General features: G+C 28.0%; 21 protein-coding genes. 11 read left to right on the top strand and 10 right to left on the bottom strand.

Annotation, left to right across the window (positions count from 1 at the left end; all coding sequences use genetic code 11):
- Nucleotides 1-37 precede the first annotated feature (37 nt).
- From MHN29_RS09905 to MHN29_RS09890, 4 genes are read left to right on the top strand one after another with little or no spacing between them, the layout of a single operon-like run.
- Nucleotides 38-1,393 carry a hypothetical protein gene (locus MHN29_RS09905; protein WP_235274753.1) on the top strand — a complete coding sequence of 452 codons (1,356 nt, stop codon included), beginning with the start codon at nt 38-40 and terminating at the stop codon, nt 1,391-1,393.
- Nucleotides 1,394-1,447: 54 nt separating this feature from the next.
- Entirely contained in the window at nt 1,448-2,482 is a 1,035-nt protein-coding gene (locus MHN29_RS09900; protein WP_235274754.1) for a sensor histidine kinase, read from the top strand.
- Complete coding sequence (locus MHN29_RS09895; protein WP_235274756.1) at nt 2,479-3,501, top strand: histidine kinase; 1,023 nt, start codon at nt 2,479-2,481, stop codon at nt 3,499-3,501. The genes MHN29_RS09900 and MHN29_RS09895 overlap by 4 nt, the downstream gene beginning before the upstream one ends.
- Before the next feature lie 5 nt (nt 3,502-3,506).
- Nucleotides 3,507-4,262, top strand: a complete 756-nt coding sequence (locus MHN29_RS09890; protein WP_235274757.1) for a LytTR family DNA-binding domain-containing protein — start codon at nt 3,507-3,509, stop codon at nt 4,260-4,262.
- Here the strand turns inward: MHN29_RS09890 and MHN29_RS09885 are convergent.
- The 4 genes from MHN29_RS09885 to MHN29_RS09870 are packed head-to-tail and all read right to left on the bottom strand — an operon-like array spanning nt 4,259 to nt 6,763.
- The gene (locus MHN29_RS09885; protein ID WP_235274758.1) at nt 4,259-4,792 is read right to left on the bottom strand and encodes a GNAT family N-acetyltransferase; all 534 of its coding nucleotides are present in this window, start codon (nt 4,790-4,792) and stop codon (nt 4,259-4,261) included. The genes MHN29_RS09890 and MHN29_RS09885 overlap by 4 nt on opposite strands.
- 21 nt (nt 4,793-4,813) lie before the next feature.
- Nucleotides 4,814-5,368: a DUF1572 family protein gene (locus MHN29_RS09880; RefSeq protein WP_235274759.1), complete on the bottom strand. Its 555-nt coding sequence runs from the start codon at nt 5,366-5,368 to the stop codon at nt 4,814-4,816.
- A gap of 49 nt (nt 5,369-5,417) precedes the next feature.
- Nucleotides 5,418-5,891, bottom strand: coding sequence for a peptide-methionine (R)-S-oxide reductase MsrB (gene msrB / locus MHN29_RS09875; protein WP_235274760.1), 474 nt, complete (start codon nt 5,889-5,891; stop codon nt 5,418-5,420).
- Nucleotides 5,888-6,763 (bottom strand): alpha/beta hydrolase, encoded by an 876-nt coding sequence (locus MHN29_RS09870; RefSeq protein ID WP_235274761.1) that lies wholly within the window; start codon nt 6,761-6,763, stop codon nt 5,888-5,890. The genes msrB and MHN29_RS09870 overlap by 4 nt, the downstream gene beginning before the upstream one ends.
- Nucleotides 6,764-6,888: 125 nt before the next feature.
- Here MHN29_RS09870 and MHN29_RS09865 point away from each other — a divergent pair, with 125 nt between their 5' ends.
- Both MHN29_RS09865 and MHN29_RS09860 read left to right on the top strand, forming a co-directional pair.
- Nucleotides 6,889-7,698 (top strand): M48 family metallopeptidase, encoded by an 810-nt coding sequence (locus MHN29_RS09865; RefSeq protein ID WP_235274762.1) that lies wholly within the window; start codon nt 6,889-6,891, stop codon nt 7,696-7,698.
- 79 nt (nt 7,699-7,777) lie between these two features.
- A complete protein-coding gene (locus MHN29_RS09860) occupies nt 7,778-9,073 on the top strand; it encodes an MFS transporter (RefSeq protein ID WP_235274763.1) in 1,296 nt (431 codons plus the stop codon).
- A 2-nt stretch (nt 9,074-9,075) separates the two neighbouring features.
- Here MHN29_RS09860 and MHN29_RS09855 read toward each other — a convergent pair whose 3' ends face one another.
- The 5 genes from MHN29_RS09855 to MHN29_RS09835 form a co-directional block, all read right to left on the bottom strand.
- A complete protein-coding gene (locus MHN29_RS09855; RefSeq protein WP_235274764.1) occupies nt 9,076-10,701 on the bottom strand; it encodes a pseudouridine synthase in 1,626 nt (541 codons plus the stop codon).
- A 45-nt stretch (nt 10,702-10,746) separates the two neighbouring features.
- Complete coding sequence (locus MHN29_RS09850) at nt 10,747-12,519, bottom strand: long-chain fatty acid--CoA ligase (protein WP_235274766.1); 1,773 nt, start codon at nt 12,517-12,519, stop codon at nt 10,747-10,749.
- A gap of 72 nt (nt 12,520-12,591) precedes the next feature.
- Nucleotides 12,592-14,364: a long-chain fatty acid--CoA ligase gene (locus MHN29_RS09845; protein WP_235274768.1), complete on the bottom strand. Its 1,773-nt coding sequence runs from the start codon at nt 14,362-14,364 to the stop codon at nt 12,592-12,594.
- 46 nt (nt 14,365-14,410) lie between these two features.
- Nucleotides 14,411-15,112 carry a LytTR family DNA-binding domain-containing protein gene (locus tag MHN29_RS09840; RefSeq protein ID WP_235274769.1) on the bottom strand — a complete coding sequence of 234 codons (702 nt, stop codon included), beginning with the start codon at nt 15,110-15,112 and terminating at the stop codon, nt 14,411-14,413.
- Nucleotides 15,105-16,232, bottom strand: coding sequence for a sensor histidine kinase (locus MHN29_RS09835; protein ID WP_235274770.1), 1,128 nt, complete (start codon nt 16,230-16,232; stop codon nt 15,105-15,107). The genes MHN29_RS09840 and MHN29_RS09835 overlap by 8 nt, the downstream gene beginning before the upstream one ends.
- Before the next feature lie 211 nt (nt 16,233-16,443).
- Here MHN29_RS09835 and MHN29_RS09830 point away from each other — a divergent pair, with 211 nt between their 5' ends.
- The 3 genes from MHN29_RS09830 to MHN29_RS09820 all read left to right on the top strand — a co-directional run bounded on the left by MHN29_RS09830 (nt 16,444) and on the right by MHN29_RS09820 (nt 22,093).
- On the top strand, nt 16,444-17,325 hold the full coding sequence (locus MHN29_RS09830) for an ABC transporter ATP-binding protein (RefSeq protein WP_235274772.1): 882 nt from the start codon (nt 16,444-16,446) through the stop codon (nt 17,323-17,325).
- Between the two features lie 3 nt (nt 17,326-17,328).
- A complete protein-coding gene (locus MHN29_RS09825) occupies nt 17,329-20,883 on the top strand; it encodes a M1 family aminopeptidase (RefSeq protein ID WP_235274773.1) in 3,555 nt (1,184 codons plus the stop codon).
- An 85-nt stretch (nt 20,884-20,968) separates the two neighbouring features.
- Nucleotides 20,969-22,093: an alpha/beta hydrolase-fold protein gene (locus MHN29_RS09820; protein ID WP_235274774.1), complete on the top strand. Its 1,125-nt coding sequence runs from the start codon at nt 20,969-20,971 to the stop codon at nt 22,091-22,093.
- A 57-nt stretch (nt 22,094-22,150) separates the two neighbouring features.
- Here MHN29_RS09820 and MHN29_RS09815 read toward each other — a convergent pair whose 3' ends face one another.
- Nucleotides 22,151-23,422, bottom strand: coding sequence for a nuclear transport factor 2 family protein (locus tag MHN29_RS09815; RefSeq protein ID WP_235274775.1), 1,272 nt, complete (start codon nt 23,420-23,422; stop codon nt 22,151-22,153).
- 252 nt (nt 23,423-23,674) lie between these two features.
- On the opposite strand from MHN29_RS09815, the gene MHN29_RS09810 reads away from it, so the two are divergent.
- Together MHN29_RS09810 and MHN29_RS09805 are read left to right on the top strand one after the other, a co-directional pair.
- The gene (locus tag MHN29_RS09810; protein WP_235274776.1) at nt 23,675-24,706 is read left to right on the top strand and encodes a sensor histidine kinase; all 1,032 of its coding nucleotides are present in this window, start codon (nt 23,675-23,677) and stop codon (nt 24,704-24,706) included.
- 1 nt (nt 24,707) lies between these two features.
- The gene (locus tag MHN29_RS09805; RefSeq protein WP_235274777.1) at nt 24,708-25,406 is read left to right on the top strand and encodes a LytTR family DNA-binding domain-containing protein; all 699 of its coding nucleotides are present in this window, start codon (nt 24,708-24,710) and stop codon (nt 25,404-25,406) included.
- Nucleotides 25,407-25,419: the final 13 nt, after the last annotated feature.

The raw sequence follows: 25,419 nt of genomic DNA, 5'->3' as shown, positions 1-25,419 counted from the left end.
AATACTTTTGAGGTATCCAAATGAAAAAATAAACATTATGAAATCAATATTTAATTTAAAAAGAACTATAAGTGTAGCTGCTTTTTTATTTGTACTTAGTACTACTTTTATTTTTGCACAAAAAAAATCTTCAGATAACTACACACATGTTACTTCAACAGAAACAGGAGTACATAGAATTAATGTAAAGAATGATAAAAATAATTTTAGTGTTGAATATGAGGGAGATATTACTTTATCTGATGACGATAAAGATATTATAGCTATTTCAAGAGGAGGTTTTATCATTATAAAAAAATCGAGTTTTGGTAAAAAACGAAAAGTTGTTATTGAAGCTGAAAGTGGAAAGTTGAATAAAAGGTATTATGTTGGATGGAATGAAAAAGCATATAATCCTGAAGGAAAAGCATGGTTAGCTGAAATTTTACCTGAAATAGTAAGGACTACAGCAATAGCGGCTGAGTCTAGAGTAAATAGGTTTTATAATAAAGGAGGGGTAGATGCTGTGTTGGCTGAAATTAGAGAGCTACAAAGTGATTTTGTACAGTCTAAATATTTCGGATTCTTACTAGAAAAAGATTTAAATAATGATGCTTTAGTGAAAATATTACAATCGGCAGGAAAGAATATAAAGTCTGATTATTATTTATCGCAAATTTTACAAAAAAATCAAAAAGCATTTTTAAGTAATCCACAAACCTTATCTGCTTATATTAGAGCTTCAGAAAACATAAAATCTGATTATTATTTATCAGAAGTGTTAAGAAAAGCCATAAAAACTGATGATATTTCAGATAATCAATTAACAGATTTATTACAAATTTCAGGTAGTATTGGTTCGGACTATTATTTATCGCAAGTTTTATCAGACATTCTAAAAAATAGAGAATTGAATAAGTCGAATATGGATAAAATTATGAAGCTTTCAAAAAGTATTGGTTCAGATTACTATAAAACACAAGTTTTAAAGAAAGCTTTAAAAAAGAAGAATTTATCTTCTGAAAACTACGATACTTTTATTTCTTCAATGGACGATGTGGGATCTGATCATTATGCATCAAATATTATAAAAGAACTATTGAAAAAAGATTTAGATAATAAATCATTAGATAAACTATTAGAGTTAATATCTAAAAATGTAAGTTCTGACTATTATGCTTCTGGAATTTATAAAAAATTAGCAAAGAAGAGACTAACAGAAAGTCAATTGATAAAAACATTTGAATCTATGAAGAAGAGCATGAGTTCTAATAATTATTTATCGAGTTCTTTGGTTGCTTTCGGACCTCAGGTAAAGAATAATAGTCAAAGAGTAAAAGATGCTTATATGAATGTAGCTAAATCAATAAGTTCTGATACCTATTTTGGAAGAGCTATGAAGGCTATTTATTAAAAACTTCACTGAGGTAAGTAAATATTCAGAACGAAATTTACTTACCTTAGTTTCATGCAAAAAATCAATCAGCTAATCAATCAACCTAAATTGAAAAAACATTTTTTCATAACTCTGTTAGGAGCTTTAATTGGTGTCTTACTAGGATATTATTTGCTAGTTGGAGAGCAACAAAATTTTACGCTTCCTCAGTTTTTTCTAACAGCATTTAGTGGTGTAGTTATAGGATATAGTTGTTATCTAATAACAAAATTTTTAGATAAAAGTATTCCTTGGAAAAAGCAAGTTGGAACTCGATTATTATTAGGGATTATAGCACATTTTGTACTGTCTTTTTCGTTGTTTTTTATTCTTTTTAGTATTTATAACTTTTCTGATATCGAAGACATATTGAGTAAATATCAACCAGTATTTATAAAATTAGGAATACTCTTATTTATACTAACTATTATATATCAAATAATATATTTTGCTCTTTATTCTTATTATTCTTATGCTTCTTTACAGGTAGAAGAAGTAAAGCAGGAGAGAAAGCAAGTAGAATTACAATTAAATGCTTTAAAATCTCAATTGAGCCCTCATTTTTTATTCAATGGTTTAAATACAATTTCATCATTAATTTATAAAGACGAAACCAGAGCTAAGCTTTTTATCCGTAAGCTGGCAAAAATGTACGATTATACCTTAAAAAGTTATCATTCAAAATTGATAACAATACGAGAAGAATTAGAGTTTGTATATTCCTATATTTATTTAGTTGAAACTCGTTTTGAAAATAAATTTAGTTGTGAAATTTCAATAAATGATAATTTATTAGAAACTAAAATTCCACCTTTAGCTTTACAAATGTTGATAGAGAATGCGGTAAAACATAACACTATGAGTAATGAAGAACCATTGTCTATTCATATTACTTCAGATCAAAAACATATTACTATTCAAAATAATATAACTTCAATGCCATATAAAGTAAACTCTTTTAAAATTGGATTGAAAAATATTAGTTCTAGATACTTATTGTTACATGGTGAAGGAATTATCATAACCAATGGAAATAATTTTGTTGTTAAAATACCTATCATACGATGAAAAAATTATTTATCCATAAGCCTTTATTTAGGTTATTAAGTCCGGTATTTAGTGGGGCCGTTATTTATTTGCTGATACTACTAGTAAATAACAATGTATCACAATTACAAGAGCAATTTTTAGGAGAAGAACTGTATGTATGTATAGGATTATCATACATTGTTCAAGAGTTTTCTAGAATATTACTTATCCTTTTTAAAAAAGTACCTAAGTTAGAAAGTATCTTATTGAATATAGGACTGCAAATAATTGTTTCACTGTTTTTATGTATTATAATAGTTAGTGTGTCTATTACAGTGTACTATAAACAAGTATTAGGTTTTTCACCAAATTCAGAAGAATTATGGCTTTTTAATAGTGTTTTCAGTGTAGTAACACTTATTTATATTTTATTATTTATAAGCAATCAGTATCTACATAAAACAAATACAGAAAAACTATTTAAAGAGCAGGAAATAAAACAAATTATAGAGGCCGATTTTATAGATTTTAAACAAGGTATAAATCCTAAATTGTTATTTGAAAGCTTAGAGGTATTGTTAATTCTTATACAGCAAGAAAAAAATAAAGCAGACGATTTCATAGATTATTTAGCAACTATTTATAGATACATACTATCAAGTAACAAAAAACAATTAGTAGCTATTGAAGAGGAAATAGAAATAGTAAACGAATTAATTAATTTGTTCAATTATTTACCTTATAGAAATATAGTTTTAATAAATGAAATAGCGTCTAACTTTCTAACAGTACCTAAAAGTTTGTTGTTTGTTATAGAACAAATTGTAAGAACAACAATAACTTCTTCTTTAACATTAGAGATTTTTCTTAAAGAGGAGGAAAACTATTGGGTTATTGAATATAGTCCAAATGATAAAATTACAACACAGTTTAAACCTGAAAATTTAAAAGAAATAGAAAGAGTTTTTAGTATTTATAGTACTTATGAGATTCAAATAGAAGAAACAAGTGCAATGAGAAAAATTTTACTACCAAAATTAACTATAGAAAAAGCTTAAAAGGGATGAAGATAGTAATTGTAGAAGACGAGCATTTAGCAGCAGAAAAGTTAGAGCGATATATACAAAAGTATAATTCAAATGTATCTGTTTTAATAAAACTAAGTAGTATAGTAGATGCAGTAACTTGGTTTGAAAAAGGAATTGATTATGATGTCGCTTTTATGGATATTCAATTAACAGATGGTCTGAGTTTTGAAATATTTAATCAAGTAAAAATAACAAAACCAGTAATATTTACTACCGCTTTTGATGAATATGCAATAGATGCATTTAAAGTAAATAGTATTGATTATTTATTAAAACCAATAACATTTACCGATGTATCTAAGGCAATGGTGAAACTAAAAACAATGGAAAGTTTGTTTGTAAATGAAGAGGCTATCAATAAAGTAAAAAATAGTGTAACAAAATTAAAAACAAAAGATCGATTTTTAGTTCGTTTAGGTAATCATATTCATTCTATAAAAACTACAGATATATTGCTTTTCTATGCTGAAGGAAGAACAGTTTATTTAGTAACTAAAGAAAATAAAAAGTATATTTTAGATTATAAGCTTGAAGACTTAATTAAAGTTTTAGAGCCCTCAGAGTTTTTTAGAGTAAATAGAACTTTTATTGTAAGTCTTAATGGAGTAGAAGATGTTATAGTATACTCAAATAGTCGTTTAAAAATAACTCCTAAAGTAAATGTAGAGAAAGAAATTATTGTAAGTAGAGAAAAAGTATCTGCTTTTAAAAGCTGGTTTGAAGGTAATTAATCACTAATTTTATACAAAACACAAGCTTCTATTTTAGGAAAGTTGCCTAAAAGAGGATGCTTAAATTCTTTTACTTTTTTCATATTGATTTTTTCCATCACTATAATTGAAGGAGTATTAACAATAGGAGCAACAGAAACAATTTCTTTAAGTTTTAATTGAGAAAAACCATATTCAAGGCATCTTTTAGCTCCTTCAGTAGCATAACCTTTGCCCCAAAAATTAGGATGTAATCTCCAGCCAATATCAATAGAAGGATTAAAATCGGCAGCATAGGTTTGTTCAGAAAGACCAATAAAACCAATAAATTCTTTAGTTTCTATAATTTCTACAGCAAAATAACAAAGTTTCTTTTCATTAAATTGTTTTTGCATTCGATGAATAAAGTCTAGTGTTTGTTCCTTTTTTAAAATAGTAGGAAAATAACGCATAACTTCAGGATTAGAATTAATCTCATGTAAAGCATCAAGATCAGAATCTGTCCAATTTCTAAAACCTAAACGATTTGAAGTAAAAAGATAATTTTGCATAAAGCAAATTTATAATTTTACTTATAAATCATCGGTAAAATGTGTACGTGATTTTTCTTTAGAAAATTTCTCTGCATTATAATCTTTAGAAGCATTTTTTGCTATAGATAATGATTTCCAGTTTTTACCTAAAAGTAATCTACCTAAGAATACTATTTGCCCTACATGATATGAATAATGACATAATTGTCGATTTATAGCTTCTGTAATTGTGTGTCCTTGGTTTCTGATATAAACAATAGTGTTAGAATTCTCTTCAGTTATAGAATTTAAAGCCTTAAAAAGACATTGCCATCCATTTTCCCAATAAGCAATAACTTCTTCTTTGGTGGTAAAAGAGTTAATGAATTCATCATCTCTATTTCGCCATTCTTTTTCACCATCTTCAGTTAAAAAATTTGTCCATCTAGAAAGCATATTTCCAGCTATATGTTTTACAATAATAGCTATAGAATTATCATCAGCATTTGGAAGCCAAAAAAATTGTTCTTCAGTAAGCTGAATAAAAGTTTTATCGCCTAAACTTTTATAGTATTCAAATTGTTTTTTAACGCTAGTTAAGTAAGATGTATCCATAAAAAAAGAGCTAATTTAATTAGCTCTAATTTACGTTGTTTTTTTGAATTTATTTCTTTGGAATAAATTTTAAAGCAGCTCCATTAATACAATGACGCTTTCCTGTAGTATCTCGAGGTCCGTCGTTAAAAGAATGTCCTAAATGTCCACCACAAGTATTACACTTTAACTCAGTACGAGCATATCCTATTTTATAATCAACATCCAGTTCAACATTACCTTTTACTTCTCTATCAAAAGATGGCCAACCAGAACCAGAATCAAATTTATGTTCAGATTTATACAAAGGAGTATCACAACCAGCACATACATAAGTTCCTTTAGAATAAACTTTGTTTAACTTACTACTAAATGGACGTTCTGTTCCAGCTTCTCTAAGTATATAGTATTGTTTTGGAGTCAGTGTTTTTTTCCACTCAGAAGCTGTTTTTTCAACTTTGTACTTTTTTTTACTTTTAGTTTGAGCGTTTCCTGCACAGCTAATAAAAAGTCCTAAAAATAAGATAGCTAGTAATTGTTTCATTCGTTTTGTATAATAAAATTAACGGCACGGTTTATTACATTTTTATCACGCAAAATTTTAGTATGCCCTAAACCTTGTGTAATGAGTAATTTTCCGCTTTTTAAATTTTGACGAATGTTTTGCGCGCAACTTACAGGAACATCTCCATCTTGAGAGTCGTGAATAACTAAAGTTGGAATAGAAACGCTTTTTGCTACAGTACTTGAAGAATGTTTATCAATATTAGTTTGCCATTGTTTGTCAAATTTAGCTTTAATCTTTTTAGCAACTATAGGTTTCACTTTTAAGTTGTTGGTGAAATTTAGAATCACATCTGAAATTTTATCAGCAGAACCAATAGTAACTAGTTTTTTTATATTAAAACTGTCTCTATCAATACTATTGTATAAACACATTCCTCCAAAAGAATGTCCCACAGCAGCTTCAAAAGGCCCAAACTGTTGATCAATTTCATTAATAGTATCTAAAAAATCAGGCATCATAGTAGTTTTTCCAGTTGATGCTCCATGTGCTGGTCCATCAAACGAAATTACCATGTATCCTTTTTCTAAAAGTTTATCGGCAATCATAAATAGTTGTGTACTTCTACCTGCCCAACCATGAACTAATAAAACCTTCTTTTTGGAATATCCATAAGATAAAACTTGAATGTTTTGATTTATTGAAGGTACATTTATCGTTTTCTTTTGAGCACTTTCCAACATTACTTTTTCTCTTTTTGGTATTGAAAAACCAATAGGAGTTATAAAAAGCTTTGAAGCAAGTTTAGCGGTTAAAGAAGTTGAAAAAAATTGTGTAAACTTAGCAATAGCAATAACTGGTTTAGGAATTGTTAAACTAGGAGGAAATATATTTGAATTCATAAAATTCATGAAATTGATTTTTTGGATAAAGATAGAATTTGTAATTTTAAATGATATAAAGCGTTCTAAAATTGTGACATTATTTTGAATGATGTGTCATAATTATATAACTCAAACAAATAAAAACATTAATAATGAAAAGAAGTATAGCCTTAGCTTTTTTAACAGTATTCTTAATACAGTGTAGCACGGTGCCAATTACAGGAAGGAAACGTATTAATTTTGTAAGTGATTCTCAGGTGCTTCCAGCAAGTTTTGCTCAGTATAAAGGATTTTTAGAAAAAAATAAACTGTCTAAAAATGTAGCTAAATCAAATCAGATAAAAAGAGTAGGGAAGAAAATTTCAGCAGCTGTTGATCGATTTATGAGAGCTAATGGAATGGTAGCAGAAGCAAATGCTTATAAATGGGAATTTAATTTAATAGAAGACAAAACAGTAAATGCTTGGTGTTTACCAGGAGGAAAAGTGGTTTTTTATACAGGAATTTTACCAATGTGTGCAAATGAAGATGGTGTAGCTGCTGTTATGGGACATGAGGTAGCTCATGCTTTTGCTAAGCATGGACAAGAGCGTATGTCTACTGGACAGTTACAACAATTAGGTGGTGCAGCAGTGGCTTTAGGGACTCAAAATAGTGAGAATGCTAAAATTTGGAATATGGCATATGGTATAGGTTCTCAAGTAGGAGTTATGTTACCTTTTAGTAGAAAGCATGAGACGGAAGCAGATAAGTTAGGATTAGTTTTTATGATTATGGCTGGATATAATGGAGAAGAAGCTGCTGAGGTATGGGTACGAATGAGTCAACGATCTAAAGGTAAACAGCCTGCACAAATATTAAGTACACACCCTTCAAACGAGGAGCGTATTAAAACATTAAGAGCATTTTTACCTGAAGCAAGGAGTTTAGCAGCAAAATACAATGTGCCTGCTAAAAAATAATAGCACTCAATAATTTATATTATATTGCAAACCGTTCATTTTTTTGAACGGTTTTTTTTGTATAAAGAATAGAATAAATATGTATAAAATAGGAGATAAGAAGCTAATTAATGCTTGGGCATTTTACGATTGGGCTAATTCAGTATATTCATTAGTAATTAGTACAGCCGTTTTTCCATTGTATTATAGTGCTGTAACCAAAGGTAAAACAGTTCGTTTTTTAGGAATGGATTGGGAGCACCCAGATAGTTTATATAGTTACGCATTGTCTTTTTCTTTTTTAGTAGTTGCTTTTATTTCACCTATTTTATCGGGGATTGCTGATTATACAGGAAGTAAGAAAAAGTTTATGAAATTCTTTTGTTGGTTAGGAGGTTTGTCTGTAGCATCATTATACTTTTTTGATGGAGTAGATACTGTATGGATTGGAATTTGGTTTACCATCTTAGCAAGTATTGGTTTTTGGGCAAGTTGGGTGTTTTATAATGCTTATTTACCAGAAATAGCACTACCAGAGCAACAGGATAGAGCAAGTGCAAAAGGTTTTATATATGGTTATATTGGATCTGTAATTTTATTAATTATCAATTTAGGAATGATTATGTTTCCTGATGTTTTAGGAATTACCACAGGAATGGCTTCTAGACTTTCTTTTGTAATGGTAGGAATTTGGTGGATTGGTTTTGCACAAATTACTTTTCGTAAGCTACCAGATGATATTTATAATAAGCAGCCTGACAATGATTACATATGGAAAGGATATAGAGAGTTGCAAATTGTTTTTAAAGAGGTTTTAAATTATCCTACTTTAAAGAAGTTTTTAGTAGCTTTTTTCTTTTTAAGTATTGGAGTACAAACCATAATTTTAATGGCGGCTATTTTTGGCTCTACTGAATTAGAGTTACCTTCAACAAACATGATAATCACCATATTATTGGTTCAAGTAGTAGCTATTGTAGGAGCTTTTTTCTTTTCAAGATTTTCTGATAGATATGGGAATTTTACAGCTTTAAAAGTTACTATAGGAATATGGATGCTAGTTTGTTTTTCAGCATTTATGCTAGACAAAAGTCAAGAGAATGTTGAATTATATTTTTATGGACTAGGAGGTTTGTTAGGTTTGGTACAAGGAGCTATTCAATCATTAACTAGATCTACCTATTCTAAATTATTACCAGAAACTGAAGATCATGCTACTTACTTTAGTTTTTATGATGTTACTGAAAAAATAGCAATTGTATTAGGAACCGCTGTTTATGGTGCTTTATATGCAATTACAAACTCAATGCAGTGGAGTGTATTATGTTTGGCTATTTTCTTTTTAATATCGTTCATTATCTTAAGTACTCTTAAGAAAACAAAGTATGTAGAATAGTTTTAAAAAGGGCAGGCTGAGGTAAAACTCACTTTTTCTTTGGTTATTGGGTGTATAAATTCAATATGCTCTGCGTGTAAATGCAATCGGTTAGATTTTTTACCATATAAATCATCGCCAACAATAGAAGTATTTAAACCTAAATTATGAGCAGCATGTACGCGTAATTGATGCGTACGTCCTGTAATTGGGTAGAAATGTACTTTTGTTTTTCCATTATAGACTTCAATTGTTTCCCATTTAGTCAAAGCAGGTTTCCCATGTTCATTACAAACTAATTGTTTGGGTCTATCATCTAAATCAACTCTTAAAGGTAGGTTTATGGATCCATTACTTTTTGATAAAGTTCCGTCTAGTAAAGCTACATAGCGTTTATGCACAGTTTTATTTATAAATTGAGCTTGTAAAGCTTTATATATTTCTTCATTCTTAGCAATTAATAAAATACCAGAGGTTGACATATCTAAGCGATGTACGATTATTGGACCAGTAATCTCTGGGTATTTATTTTTGATACGTTGATAAACAGAATCTTGTATTTCTTTACCAGCTACTGTAAGCAATTCTTCTGGTTTATTTATAACCATTAAAGCATCATCTTCATAAATAACTGTAATCTCCTTTATATTCACTAATAATTGCTCTAATAAAGGATTTTCAGTTACTAACATACCTTTTAACATATGTGTTAAAATAGGCTTGCATTTTCCAGTACAAGCTGGGTAAAAGTTTCTATGCTTTCTTACAGAAGTAGCTAAAGGTTTTCCCCACCAAAATTCTGCCATACAAATAGGTGTTAAACCATGTTTAAAAGCATATTGAAGTAGTTTAGGGGCACAACAGTCACCAGCTCCAGCAGGAATGTTTTGCTTTGAGTTTTTAAAGATATCTAAAAGGTTTTGAGTTTCCTTTTCTTGATTTAAAAACTGATAGTGTTTAAAAATTTCAGTTTGTACCCAAGCAGAAAGTTTTTTTCGTTGTTTTTTTAATTGATTAACTTTTTGTTGGTAGCTTAAAAATTCTTTTTCTAAAGGAAGGATTTTAGCCTTTAAATAAACTTCATACTCTCGTAAATAAAACTCTTCATTAATATTTAATTGATTGTTTTGTTTACCTAGTTGTTTTCTTAGCTTTCTTCTTGTTTTTATTTTAGAGTGTTCTTCGTTTAAAAGTTTTTCATTAGTTAATGAAAGTGTATTGTAATCACTTTTAATTGTTATGAACTGAGTATTGTTTTCTAGTTCAAAAAGCTCTTGGTTAATTTGATTGAGTTTATTTTCAGTTTGTATATAAAAACCATTTTTATCTAGTATATCATAAACAGGCGGAACAAAATGTTGATGTACAGAACTATTCTCAATTTTTCCTGAAAAAGCTGCTAAATAGCCTATTTCTTCGTTTGAGTTTTTTACTACTAAAACACCAAACATTTTACCTAAAGCATCTTTAGCTGTATTGTTTTCTATTCCAAAGTTATGCTCAAAATCTGTTTGTTTTTTTAAATACTCTTGTAATTCATTTGCAGCTATTATAGCTAACTTGTGAGGGGAATAGTTATGAGGATAATCAAATTTTTGAGGTAATGAAATAGCATTTATACTAGATGTAAAATGAATAAACTTAGTCATATATTAAAAAGAAAAAAGTGTTGCTTACACAACACTTTAGTAAAATTAGTTATTATAAATTTTATCGTATAAATCTTTATAAATTTCTTTAATTATTTTTCGTTTCATTTTCATGGTAGGAGTAAGGTGTCCACCATCTATAGACCATTCTTCTGATGTTAATTCAAACTTTTTAATCATCTCCCATTTTCCAAATTTAGAATTACAAAGAGATACTTCTTCTTGAATACGTTCTATAACTTTAGGGTTTTTAATTAAATCTTCATTATCGCCTATAGTTACATGATGTCTTACAGCCCATTCTCTAATAAATTCAAAATTTGGTTGTATAAGTGCTGCAGGCATTTTTTCACCTTCACCAATAACCATTACTTGCTCTATAAAACGAGATTGTTTTAATTCACCTTCTAATAAAGGTGGAACAACATACTTACCACCTGAAGTTTTAAACATCTCTTTGGTACGTCCTGTAATTTTTAAGAATCCATCATGACAAATTTCTCCTTTATCACCTGTATGGAAATATCCATCTTTTAGTACCTCAGCTGTTTTTTCAGGATCTTTATAGTATCCTTTCATAACATTAGGTCCTTTTACTAATATCTCTCCTGTATCGGCTAGTTTAACCTCAACACCATCTATCATACGACCTACAGTACCAACTCTAAAACCACCATTACGCACATCGTTTACAGAGATTACAGGAGAAGTTTCAGTAAGTCCGTAACCTTCCATAACAGGCATTCCAGCCGCAGCAAATACTCTTGTTAAACGCGGTTGAAGTGCAGCAGAACCAGAAACCATTAATTTCAATTCTCCACCTAAAGCAGCTTGCCACTTAGAGAAAATTAATTTACGTGCAATGCCTAGTTGTTTTTCATACCACCATCCATTTGCACCATATGGCTTGTACTTAAGTCCTAATTCAATAGCCCAAAAGAATAATTTTTTCTTTACTCCAGTTAAATCAGCTCCTTTGGCATAAATTTTATCATATATTTTTTCATATAACCTAGGAACGGCTGTCATTACATGAGGTTTTACTTCTTGAGCATTTTCACTTAATTTATCAATTGCTTCAGCAAAATAAATTGAAACTCCACAATATTGGTATAAATACAATATCATTCGCTCGAAAATGTGACAAACAGGTAGGAAGCTAAGTCCACGTTCCTCTCCATATAAAAGTGGAACTCTTTTTTCACTAGATAAAACATTAGAAACAATGTTTCCATGTGAAAGCATCACCCCCTTAGGTCTACCAGTAGTTCCTGAAGTATAAATTAGCGTAGCTAGTGTATCAGAAGTTACATTGTTTTTTCGTTCTTCTACTTCGTTTTGATTGCTATTATCTTTACCTAATTCTAAAATTTCTTTCCAATTTTTTTCTCCAGAAATTTCATCAAAAGTATATACATCTTTAAGTTTTGTATTGCCTTTAATTTGATTTAATTTTTCTAAAATTTCAGTATCAGAAACAATACAATAAGTTGCTTCTGAATGATTTAAAACATATTCGTAATCTTCTTTAGAAATAGTAGGATAAATAGGTACATTTTGAGCACCAGTTTGTAAAATTCCTATGTCGCAAACATTCCATTCAGTTCTGTTGTTTGTTGATATTACTGCAATTTTATCGTTTGGCTGTACACCTAAACGAAGTAAACCTCTACTAATAGCATTCGCTTGATCAATATATTCTTGAGTTGATATTGATTGCCATTTACCATTATATTTCGTTGTAAAAGCTTTTTTTAAATTATAAGTTTCTTGTTGATAGTAAGGGAAATCAAAAAGACGAGTAATTTCAATCGACATATGTTCAAATTTTTGGGCTCTGCAAATTATGAAAAATAGACCGATTGCACAAGTTTGAGCTTAATGGTTGATTTATTGTGAATTATATATTTTTTTATATAAATCGTTGTATTTTTCTAAGATAATTTTACGTCTCATTTTCAATGTTGGGGTTAAATGTCCAGCATCGGTAGTCCATTCATCTGAAGTAATTTCAAATCGTTTAATTTGCTCCCAATTACCAAATTTTTTATTGTAATAATCAATTTCTTTTTGAATACGATTTATCAGTTTTTGATCTGTAGAAATATCGGTAATTGTATGATGATGTCTTTTAGCCCATTCGTATACAAATTCGAAAGATACTTGGATTAATGCTGCGGGCATTCTTTCACTTTCTCCAATAACCATCACTTGTTCAATAAAACGTGATTTTTTTAATTCACTTTCTAATACAGCAGGAGCTATGTATTTACCTCCAGATGTTTTAAAAATTTCTTTTTTTCTATCTGTAATCTTTAAAAAGCCTTCTGAGTCAATTTCTCCTATGTCTCCAGTATGTAAATAATCATTTTTAATGGTTTCGTTAGTTTGTTCTTCATTTTTATAATATCCCATCATTACATTTGGACCTTTTACCAAGATTTCTCCATCGTTAGCAATTTTAACCTCAACGTCTTTAATGATTCTTCCAACAGTACCTATTTTAAATCCATTATTACGCATATCTGTTACTGAAACGGCAGGAGATGTTTCGGTCATTCCATAACCTTCAAAAACTGGGATTCCTGCTGCTGTAAAAACTTTAATTAGTCTTGGCTGCATTGGTGCACTTCCTGCTAACATAAAATCTAACTGACCACCTAAAGCTTCTTGCCATTTAGAAAAAATAAGTTTCCTAGCTATTCCTAGTTGAAATTCATACCACCAACCATTTGCTTTATATGGTTTGTATTGTTCCCCCAGCTTAAGTGCCCAAAAAAATAAACGCTTTTTTATACCTGATAAGTTACTTCCTTTATCTACAATTTTATCAAAAACTTTTTCTAATAATCTTGGCACTACTGCCATAAAGTTAGGTTTAACTTCTTTTAAATTATCTCCAATTTTCTCAATACTTTCGGCGAAATGAATTTCAAAGCCCATGTATTGACAATAATAGGAAGCTGCTCGTTCGAAAATATGACAGATAGGAAGATAACTAATAGCCTTTTTTCGATTGTCGTGTAAATCTAAAGAATTACCTACAGCAAAAATATTACTTACTACATTTTGATGTGAAAGCATAACTCCTTTTGGAGTACCTGTAGTTCCTGATGTATAAATGATAGTAGCTAAGTCCTCTGGTTGCACATTATTTTTTGAGCTTTCTACAGTTGACTGTAATTCATTATTTTTTCCTTGAGATAAGAAAGAAGTCCAGCTATAATCAGTATCAATTTCTTCGAAAGTGTATACTTTTTTAATTTGCGTTTGATCTTGAACTTTGATTACTTTTTGATATAATTCATCATCAGAAACAAAACAGAATACACTATCAGAGTGATTTAAAATATATGCATAATCTTTTTCAGAGAATGTAGGATATAGCGGTACATTTATGGCTCCAATTTGCATAACACCTATATCTAAAATATGCCATTTTGGTTGATTTACAGATGTTATTACAGCTATTTTATCTCCTTTTTTTATTCCTAATTTTAATAAAGCTCTACTTACTTGATTAGCTTGTTCTATATAATTCTGAGTAGAGATATTTTTCCAAGCATTTTCTTCTTTGTAAACTAAGCATTTTTGTTGTGGATATGTATGTAACTGGTAATAAGGAAAATCAAAAAGGCGAGTAATTTCTGTAGGTTTTTGCATAAATGTAAGCGGTTTGCCATAAATCTATGAAAAAAAAGTGAAAGAGTTAATTATATAACTTACTTACAGTGCTTTTATAAGTTTGTCCTATTGGTACTTTATGATTATCGATAATGATTCTGTTTCCTTCAATAAATTTTATTTTATCTACAGTTACGATAAACGACTTATGTACTCTTAAAAAAAGGGAAGAATCTAAAATAGTTTCATAGTGAGATATTTTTTCATGACTTATAATCATTTCGTCATTTAAAAAAAGTTTAGTGTAATTTCCATAAGCCTCAATAAATAGTAAGTTTTTTAAGTCTATTTGATGATGTTTTTTGTCTCCCTTAACAAAAAGACGGTTAGATGGAGCATTAGTATTATTAACTTCTTTAATAGTAGTTTTCGATTCTTGCGATTTGGAAATTTTATTAATTGCTTTTACTAAACGATCGAAACTGAATGGTTTTAAAATATAATCCACTACATTTAATTCAAAGCCTTCTATAGCATGCTCTTTATAAGCTGTAGTAATAATTGTTTTAGGTGGATTTGTTAATGTTTTTAGAAAGTCTAAACCTTTTAATTTAGGCATGTTGATGTCTAAAAACATAAAGTCAACAGTGTTCTCATTTAAAAACTTTATAGCTTCTATGGCATTATAACAATTTTGTTCCAATTGTAAATGTGGTAACATGCTACAGAATTCTTCTATAATTTCATGCGCTAAAGGTTCATCATCAATAATAATATATTTAAACATGCTTTTTTATTTTTAAAGTAGTTTTATAGATGTTTTCGGTTTTTTTAATTGAAAATTCATGTTGATTATTATATAACAATGATAGTCTCTTTTTTAAATTATTTAAACCAATTCCATTTGACTTGTTTATTTCCTTTGAATCAAAATTATTTTCAACATCAAAACAAATATAATTGTTAGATTCATATAGATTTATGTGTACAAAAGCATCTTCTGTAAGTGTTTCTATTCCATGTTTAAAAGCGTTTTCTAAAAGAATAATAAATAATAACGGAGCAATATGTAATTCAGGATCTACATTATGATTAAATAAAATATCTACGGTTTTTTTATACCTAATTTTATGTAATTCAATATAGTTTTTTAAATATGTAATTTCCTCTTTAATGCTTACTTTCTCATTTTCTCCTTCATAAATAGTATAACGCATCATGTCTGATAGCTTTAAAATTACTTCAGGGGCTTGTTTAGAATTTTTGACTGTTAAAGCATATAAGTTGTTTAAAGTATTAAAGAAAAAATGAGGATTTATCTGAGTTCTTAATAAAGATAATTCTGTTTTTGTTTTTTCAGCTTTTAGGTTTTGCAACCATTTCCATTGTTCAAAAACCCAAAGAAAAAAGAAAAGAGGAATTGGAATAAAGAATATGTAAAAAGGAGAATTTTCTTTAATTTTTAGATAAGCTTCTAAATCACCAGAAAACAAGCGTAAATAAAGGAAATAGATAAATAAAGGAAGGTAAAGAAATAGAATAAATTTCCAATATTTTAAAATGAATGAAGGAACTAATAAATAAGCTATTCCTAACCAAAATCCAGTTAATAAAATAAATGTTATTGGATTATCTGGTAATTTCATAGAGGTATCTACTAGTAATGCAAAAAAGAAGAGAAGTAATAAAATTCCTATTTTAATAAATGTCTTTTTTTTATGTTTTAGATAATGGTAATTATGAATTGGAAGCGCAATGACTAAAAACCAAAATAGTGTAACAAGAAAAACTTCAAAAGGCCTATTAGTAGGTACATTTAAAAAGCCAATTAAATCTAGTAAATAAATGATAGGAATAATTATTAATGCTATAAAAAAGGCTTTGTATTTCTTTATAAATTGAATCATACTTCAAAGCTACTAATGTTGTTGAATTTTTGCAATAATATTGATGTACAGTATTATTTTTTAGATAAACATATATGTTTTAATGTTCAACTATGGTATAAAGCCAATATTGTTTTATATGGTATAAAAATAAAGGTATACATCATTTTTTATTTGAAAGAGAAAAATAGCAGTAGACATTCGTGATATAATTTAAAAATTATCATTGCAAATGAATACATTAATAATAAAAAATCTTAGCAAAACTTATTCTAATGGAGTAAAAGCTCTTAATGGAATTGATATTGAAATTTCCAATGGTATGTTTGGGTTGCTAGGAGCAAATGGAGCAGGGAAATCTTCTTTAATGCGTACTATTACTTCTTTACAAAAACCAACATCAGGAAGTATTCTTTTTAACGAAATAGATATTGTAAAACAACCAGATGAAATTAGAAAGTGCTTAGGTTATTTACCCCAAGAATTTGGAGTGTATCCAAAAATTTCAGCAGAAAGATTGTTAAATCATTTAGCAGTATTAAAAGGTATTTTAAATAAAAAAGAACGAAAAGAACAAGTTAAAGCTTTATTGCAACAAGTAAATTTATATCAACATAGAAAGAAAGCCGTATATACTTTTTCAGGAGGAATGCGTCAACGATTTGGAATTGCACAAGCTTTATTAGGAAGTCCAAAAATAATAATAGTGGATGAACCTACAGCTGGTTTGGATCCAGAAGAAAGTAATCGCTTTTTAAATCTTTTAAGTGAAATAGGGGAAAACGTTATTGTAATTCTCTCAACTCATATTGTTGAAGATGTTAGAAATTTGTGTCCGAGAATGGCAATTCTTTCTGAAGGAAAAATTATTTCCCAAGGAAATCCTAAAGAGTTGGTTGAGAGTGTAAAAGGAAAGGTGTGGAGTAAAATTATTGCTAAAAAAGAAATTGAATTTTATAAAAATAAGTTCAATATAATTTCAACAAAGTTAATCTCTGGAGAAACTCAAATTAGGGTTTTATCTAATAGTAAGCCTGAGTTAGATTTTGAAATGATTAATCCGAGTTTAGAAGATTATTATTTCTCTACACTATATAACCAAAAAAAGAAGTAAGCTATGTTTAGAAAATTATTAGATTTTGAGTTTTTTTATCAATTAAAGCAAAAAGCTTTTCCATTGTTTGTTCTTTTATTCTTCGTTTTAGGAATTTTTATAGGAAAACAAGGATTTGCGCCAAAAGGAGTAAACTTTAATGCAGTTTATCAGGTATATTTTCATACAGGGATTTTTACTTTAGGAAGTGTATTCATAATTATGTTTTTTGCTATTAGTGCAATGCTAAGAGATAAACAATATCATATGGAAGGATTAATTTATAGTTCTTCAATTAAAAAACGATATTATTTCTGGAGTAGATTTTTAGGAACTTTTCTTTTTAGTGTTTTAGCATTCAGTCCTTTTATGCTAGGGTATATAGTAGGAAACTTTTTTTTTGATTTAGATCCTGAGCGTATTGGAGATTTTCAAATACTAACTTATTTACAGCCATGGCTGTATATGATTTTACCAAATATTTTTATTTGTTCAGCCGTAATTTTTTCTGTGAGTACTATTACTAAGAATAGTGTTGCAACTTATGCAAGTGCAGTATTTGTTTACATGCTATATTTTGTTTGTTCTATGTTTTTAAATTCCCCTCTATTAGCTCAATCGGTTCCTGCTTCACCAGAAGCAATGCGTTTGGCAGCAGTTTTAGATCCTTTTGGAATTGCAACTTTTTTTGAACAAACTCAATATTGGACACCATATCAAAAGAATACTCAATTATTGTCGTTTTCAGGCTTGTTTTTATTAAATAGATTCGTTTGGATTACAAGTAGTTTAATTTTTCTTTTAATAACTTATAAAATATTTTCTTTTAGAAAAATAACGAAGAAAGTAAAAAAAGAAAAGATAGAACAAATAAGTAATGTTCAACAAACAGTATATAATCCCCTAAAAACAGTTCATAATTTTAAAGCGCAACAATTAGCATTTTTTTCTTTGTTAAAGTTGGAACTAAAAAGCGTTTTTAAAAGCTTACCTTTTTTAGCAGTGTTATTAATGTGGCTTTTTATTATTTTTTCTGAATTATATTCAACTATTACAAGTGGAGGAGAATATAATGTTAGCTTATATCCCTATACAAATGAACTTATTGAGTTGATTATAGACCCATTAACTATTTTTAGTTTAATCTTAATTGTTTTTTATAGCTCAGAAATAATTTGGAAAGAAAGAAACTTAAACTTTAATCTTATCATAGATGCTACTCCAATTAAAAACAGTGTGTTTTTTCTATCTAAGTTTTTTGCAATACTGTTATTACCAATTATTTTAATAGTCACTGGAATTTTAATGTGTATTGCGTTTCAGATAAGTTTTGGATATACAAATTTTGAATTTGGGGTATATCTCTCTCTATTCTATTATTACGGATTACAATTAGCTATATTTTGTATGATTATATTATTTATAAATAGTATAGCAAAAAGTAAGTATTTAGGAATGGGAATTTCTGGTTTACTAGTTATTTTAAGTTTTAAAGCTAATCTACTTGGTTTGGAACACCCTTTAACTAGCATTGGTTTTATGCCAAGAGCAGCATATACTAATATGAATGGTGTTTATGGGGTAAAAATGTTTCATCATTTAGCAATATACTGGGGAACTTTAGGGAGCTTGTTAGTAGTACTTTCTTTTAAGTTATGGCATAGAGGAAGTAATACAAGTTTTTTAAGTAAAATAAATGAGTTTAAGTATAATTGGACTAAAGTTCAAAAAGTAATTAGCTTAGTTTTATTGGTATTATTTGTAGGCAGTGCAAGTTTTATATATAGAAATACCAATATTATTTCTGATTATGTTACTGTAGAAGATAGACTAAGTTTTAGAGAAAATTATGAACGTAAGTTTAAGCAATATGAAAGTTTAGATCGTTTATATCCTGTTTCAATAAAAACAGAAGTAGCTATTTATCCCGAAAATCAAAAATATACTGTTAAGGCTTATTATTTATTGAAAAACAAAAGTGATGAGCCATTAAAAGAAGTGTTTATAACAGAGAGAATGCCATTGCAAGATATTACTATCGAAAATGCAAGTTTAGTAAATCATGACACCAATTACGGAACTTATAATTTTAAACTGAAAACTCCATTAAAGCCTAATGATTCTATAAAATACTCTTATGAAATAAGTAAGTCATTGAAAGTATATGAGGAAGATAATTCAATTCTAAAGAATGGAACTTATATAATGCATCAAAGTTTTGAACCTGTTTTAGGATATAATGCCAATTTAGAAATTTCAGATAAAATAGAACGAGAAAAAAGAAATTTACCTAAAAGAAAAGAAGAAGATAATTCCGATACTCATATTGAATTTGAAGATTACAAAAATGAAAAAATTCCATTTGAAGTTATATTATCTACTGCAAAAAATCAAACAGGAATAAGTTCAGGTAAATTATTGAAAACATGGACAGAGAATAATAGAAGTTATTATCATTATAAAACTAAAGGGGAAGTGATACCAATGGTTGCATATTTTTCAGCAAAATATAAAACTAAAAAGGTAAACTATAAAGGGGTTTCAATAGAGCAGTTTTTTGATGAAAATCATGATTTTAATATAAAAGACATAGAAGAGAGTACTAAACAAACTTTAGATTATTGTCAAGCAAATTTTGGAAAATACAATTTTGATTATATAAGAATAGCTGAAGTACCTTCACATTGGTCTTTTGGAGGATTTGCACATCCTGGAGTTATTAGTATGGTAGAAGATCGATTGTATTTATGCGATATAAGAGAAGAGGATGCTTTTAATTTAGTTGCTAAGAGAACAATACATGAGGTAGCTCACCAGTGGTGGGGGCACACTCTATCTTCAAAGCCAGTTCCAGGAGGATCATTATTTACTGAAGGATTCGCAAAGTATACAGAAGCTGTAATATTAGAAAAATTATATGGAAAAACTGCTGTTTATGAATTAGTAGAAAATGCAAGAAGTAGATATTTTAGGGGAAGAGCCTATGCAGGTGACTTAGAACCACCAGTATATAAAGTATTTGGGCAAGGTTATATTTCTTATGGGAAGGCATTAACAGTGATGTTAGCTTTAAAAGATTTAATTGGAGAAGGAAAAATTAATGAAGTTATAAAGGAATTAACTGATAAGTATAGAGGAATAAATACATTGGAGGTAACTTCTATTGAATTTTTAAAACGTGTATATAAGAAAACTCCAACTAAGTATCATAATCTTGTAGATGACTGGTTTAAAAGAGTAATCACTTATGATTTAGGTATTGAAAGTGGTGATTATAAAAAATTAAATAATGGAACTTATGAAGTATCCATAAAAATAAAAGCGAATAGGTTTGAAACAAAAAATAATGGGGAGATAAAAGAAATTTCATTGAATGAACCTATTAGGCTTGGAGTTTTTACCAAACATCCTTCAGAAGTTAAAAATAAAAGTAGCATACTTCATTATAAGTTAACCCAAATAAAAAAGGGAGAAACTGAAATAAAAATAATTGTAAAAGAAAAGCCAAAATATATTGCAATCGATCCTTATGGTACTAGATCAGATGAAAATTTAGTAGACAATACAATAAGATTATAATTTTAGTTAAAATATTTATAAAGAGACTAAAAGGTTAACTATATGATAACTATATTTTTAAATTTGAGAAAAAACTATTCAAACTATGGTTAAACAAGCAATTTTAATTTTAACGTTATTGGTTACATTTCATTCTTATTCTCAAAAGAAAGGTGATAAGATAACCATTGGTACTGATTATATAATTGAATCAACTATCTTAAATGAAAATAGAGAAATTCAGGTTTATTTACCTGATAGTTATAATAGTTCAAAGGAAAGGTATCCAGTAATGTATATTTTGGACGGGCAGTGGTTTTTTACAAATGGAGTAGGAATTCAAAAATCATTAAGAACTCCTGGAGCCATTCCAGAAATGATTATTGTTGGAATTAAAAATAAAAATCCATTAAGAAGAACCTTGTTTAATAATGAGCGAACAAAGTTTACATCATTTTTAGAGAAAGAAGTGATTAGTTTCATAGATAGTAACTTTAGAACTACGAATGAACGGATTATATATGGATGGGAAGCGGCAGCATATTATGTTAGTAAACTTATTTTAGAAAAAAGCGAATTGTTTACTGGAGCTATTATAACTGATGGAGGCTTTGCATCTGAGAAGATTATTAAAAATTTTAAATCGACTAAAGATGTGTATCTATACATAGCGAATTCTAAAAAGGATATTTATTATATAGCATCAACAGAAGCGTTTAGTAAAGGATTAAAAGAACATAATCCAGAAAATTTACTTTGGAAATATGAATTATTTAATGATGAAGTACATGAAACAATGCCACATTTAGCTATGTACAAGGGGATTATGTATTATTATCATAATTACGATTCCTTAGTCTTTGAAAGTATTGAAGCTTATGAAAAAGCGGGAGGAATTCCGTATTTAAAGTCTTTTTTTAAAGAAAGAGCTAAACGTTTTGGAGGTAATGGTAAAATAGATAATAGCACTAAGAATTCATTGATATGGTTAGCATGGAGACGTGACAATTTTAAATATTTCAGCTTTTTTATGGAAGAGTTTAAAGATGTTTTAGATACGAGAAGATATGATAGTGCCTATTGGAAAAACAGATTAGCTCAATTCTATTTAAAGCATAAAGATTATAAAAATGCTGTTAAGTTTTTTGAAGAAGGTATAAAGAAGTACCCTAAATCTGAGTTTGATAAGTTAATGAAGGAAGGACTCAAAATAGCGAAGAATAAATTGTAAATTTTAAAAAAAAGTCACTTCTACTTTTGAAGTGACTTTTTATTTACAAAGTAGTTTTTAAAAAGGGTACATTTTTACATTTTTATGTTGCCATAATAAATTTATAATACTCCATTTACCATCTAACTTGATTAAGTGTAAATATTCAACCCAATTATCTGAATATAGTTTTACAGTCGCAATTCGATGATATATGTCTAATATTTTTATTTGATTATTAGGTGTTGAAGGGAATTTAGTATTTGATTTATTCCAATTTTTAGCATTCTCAATCATTCTTTTTTTAGAGGTAGCTCTAGCAACTTCTTTTCTAACTTTTCTATTAAATCCAACAGTAACTTTATTTAAACTATCATTCATTACTTCTTTCATTAATTCAGGTTTTAAATCTTGTAAAGCGATTAAATAACCTAAAGAGATTCGTTTAATTTCCAAACTATCTTTTTTCGATGCTTTTTTACTCAAAGAAACATATTGATTGTTAGGTATGGTTCTTTGCCTTAATAACTTATTATTAGTATCGTAATGTTGTTGTTTTATATAGTTTCCTATAGAGTCATATACTTTTATACCTACAGAAAAACCAAACTGATTCATAACAAGTTTGTTGTTTTTATCATGGTAAGTATATTTTATATGATTTCCGTTTTTATCATAAATATCTTGATAAGAAGCTACTCCAAAAGAATTGTTTGTTATTTGTAAATCCTTATTTAAATTATAGTTTACAATAGGACTACCATCTTTGTTAAACTTCATACCAGTGGTCCCAAATTCAAAATAAGTAGATATATTTTGAGGTTCATTTTTTAGATTATATCTTTTTTCAATAATCATCTTATTTTTTTTGAACCAAATGTATTTAGCAATTTTCCAGTTAGACTCCATAGGAGAGTCATCAAGATTGAAAAATTCTAGTTGATTATAGTTTCCATTTTTATCAAAAGTAAATACCTCTTTAAAAACAGCTCTGTCATTAGTAATTCTATTGTTGTTTTTATCCAAGAAAATACGAGTTTCTTTTCCTTTTTTATAAGTAATTACTGTTTTGTAAGCTCCTATAGAACCTAAAGGATGTCTTCTTTCAGTAAAATAATGCTTGTTTGTAATAAGAGTTAGTTTGTTATCATTATCATAAGTAAAAACATAATGTGAGGTGTTTTTAGCAGTTTCTTTATCAATAGGGAATATCCCTGTTAGTTTAATGTAAGGAGATACATGATTATATTTTAGATGCCTAAAATATTTATGAGAACTCTTTTTTTGAGCTAGTATAATAGCAGAAAATAGTATTGTAATTAATAGTAAAGAATGTTTTTTAGTTTTCATAATGTGCTTCTATAATTTGATATCGATGCAATTTATTTGAAATACAAGAGCTATATTTTTTTGTAGACATACAAATACAAAGAGAAGAATGAGAGTAAATTCTTCCAGATAAAACCGATTTATTGTCTGTAACGTAGGATTTAACTTCTCGTAATTAAGATTTGTCTACAAAAAACACCATAAAACAATATTCTTATTAGATTTGTTTATTTAGCAATTATTCTAAGAAAGAAAAGCTTGTATTTAATATAAATGAAGAATATTCTGTCAAAAAATATTACTAGAAATTCAATTTTTTGGGGTATTATGTTTCTATACTTACTTAGTTCATATTGGTATAGAGAACACGATAAGGCCTATATTGTAACTTACATAGGATTTAAGGTTTTTTTACAGTTTTTATTATGTGTTACAATAGTTTATTATTTAATTCCTACATTTTTAAATAAAAAAAGACAATTCCTTTTTGTATTACTAAGCCTAATAGCCATATATTTAATTCAGTCATTATATGGGGTAGTCAGAGTTTATTATTTTGCTAGTAGTTATCCTGAAATCTATAAGAGAATGCCGCCTTATGTTTTAAAAGATAGAATGGTTTCGGTTTTTGTATTCATAAGAAATATTACATGGGTACTTTTTCCAACAGTTATATTTATAGCGATAAAGTATTATAGAGATCAAAAGGATCTTATAATGTTGAAAGAACAAAAGAAAACAACTGAACTTAATTTATTGAAGAATCAATTAAATCCTCATTTTTTGTTCAATACATTAAATAATTTATATGCTTTAGCTTTAAAGAAATCTGACAAAACTCCTGAAGTGATAGCTAAACTTTCTGAGATATTAGATTACATTTTATATCAATGTAAAGACAATTATGTTTCTTTAGATAAAGAAATAGAATTGTTAGAAAATTATATTGCTTTAGAAAAAGTAAGATATGGAAATAGGGTAGAGGTCAATTTTGAAAAACAAATTAAAAGTGATGTAAAAATTGCTCCCCTGATATTATTAACCTTTGTAGAAAATGCATTTAAGCATGGTATAAGCCAGGAAATTAACAAAGGGTTTATAACTTTAATCATAGTAGCATCGGAAGCCGAAATAAAGTTTAAATTAAAAAATACTAAACCAAGTTTATACAATAGTAATAAAAAGAGAAAATCAATTGGAATGGAAAATATTACCAAACAATTAGATTTTTTATATTCAGATGCTTATTCTTTGGAGGTTAATGAAACAAATAAGGACTATAGTTTGGAGTTAATACTTAAGTAAAATGAAAAAATATAGATGTATAATTGTTGATGATGAAGAGTTAGCAAGAGAATTAATTGCTACACACTTAAGCCAATTACCAGATTTTGAAATTGCGGCAATTTGTGCTTCTGCAATTGAAGCTAATAGTGTTTTAAAAAATGAAACTGTTGATTTAATGTTTTTAGATATTGAAATGCCTTTATTGAAGGGAACAGATTTTTTAAAAAACTTAGTTAATAAACCAAAAGTAATATTTACAACAGCACATAGAGAATATGCAATTGAAAGCTATGAGTTAAATGTGATTGATTATTTATTAAAACCAATAGTTTTTAACCGATTTTTTAAAGCAATTGAGAAGTTTTTAGATACACAGATCGTTTTAAAAGAAAAAGATAAAACTACACAAGAATCGACACATATTTTTGTGCAAAGCAATAAAAAAAATATTAAAGTACAGTTAAGTGATATCTTATATATAGAGAGTATAAAAGATTATATTAAAATTCATACTGAGAAGTCGAAAATTATCATAAAACACGGAATTTCTGCTTTTGAAGATAAATTAGATAATAGATTTATAAGAGTACATAGATCGTATATTATAAACTCAGAAAAGGTAACAGCTTACACTAAACAGGATATTGAAATAGATTCTATAGAAATTCCAATTGGAGATTTATATAAAAAGCATACTTTAGAAAGATTAAAATATTAAAAAAAGCCTCAAT

This window comes from Tenacibaculum sp. Cn5-46, from assembly GCF_022347705.1.
GTDB lineage: Bacteria > Bacteroidota > Bacteroidia > Flavobacteriales > Flavobacteriaceae > Polaribacter > Polaribacter aiptasiae.
The sequence above is the reverse complement of the archived record's forward strand: the minus strand, read 5'-3'. Positions and strand labels throughout refer to the sequence as shown.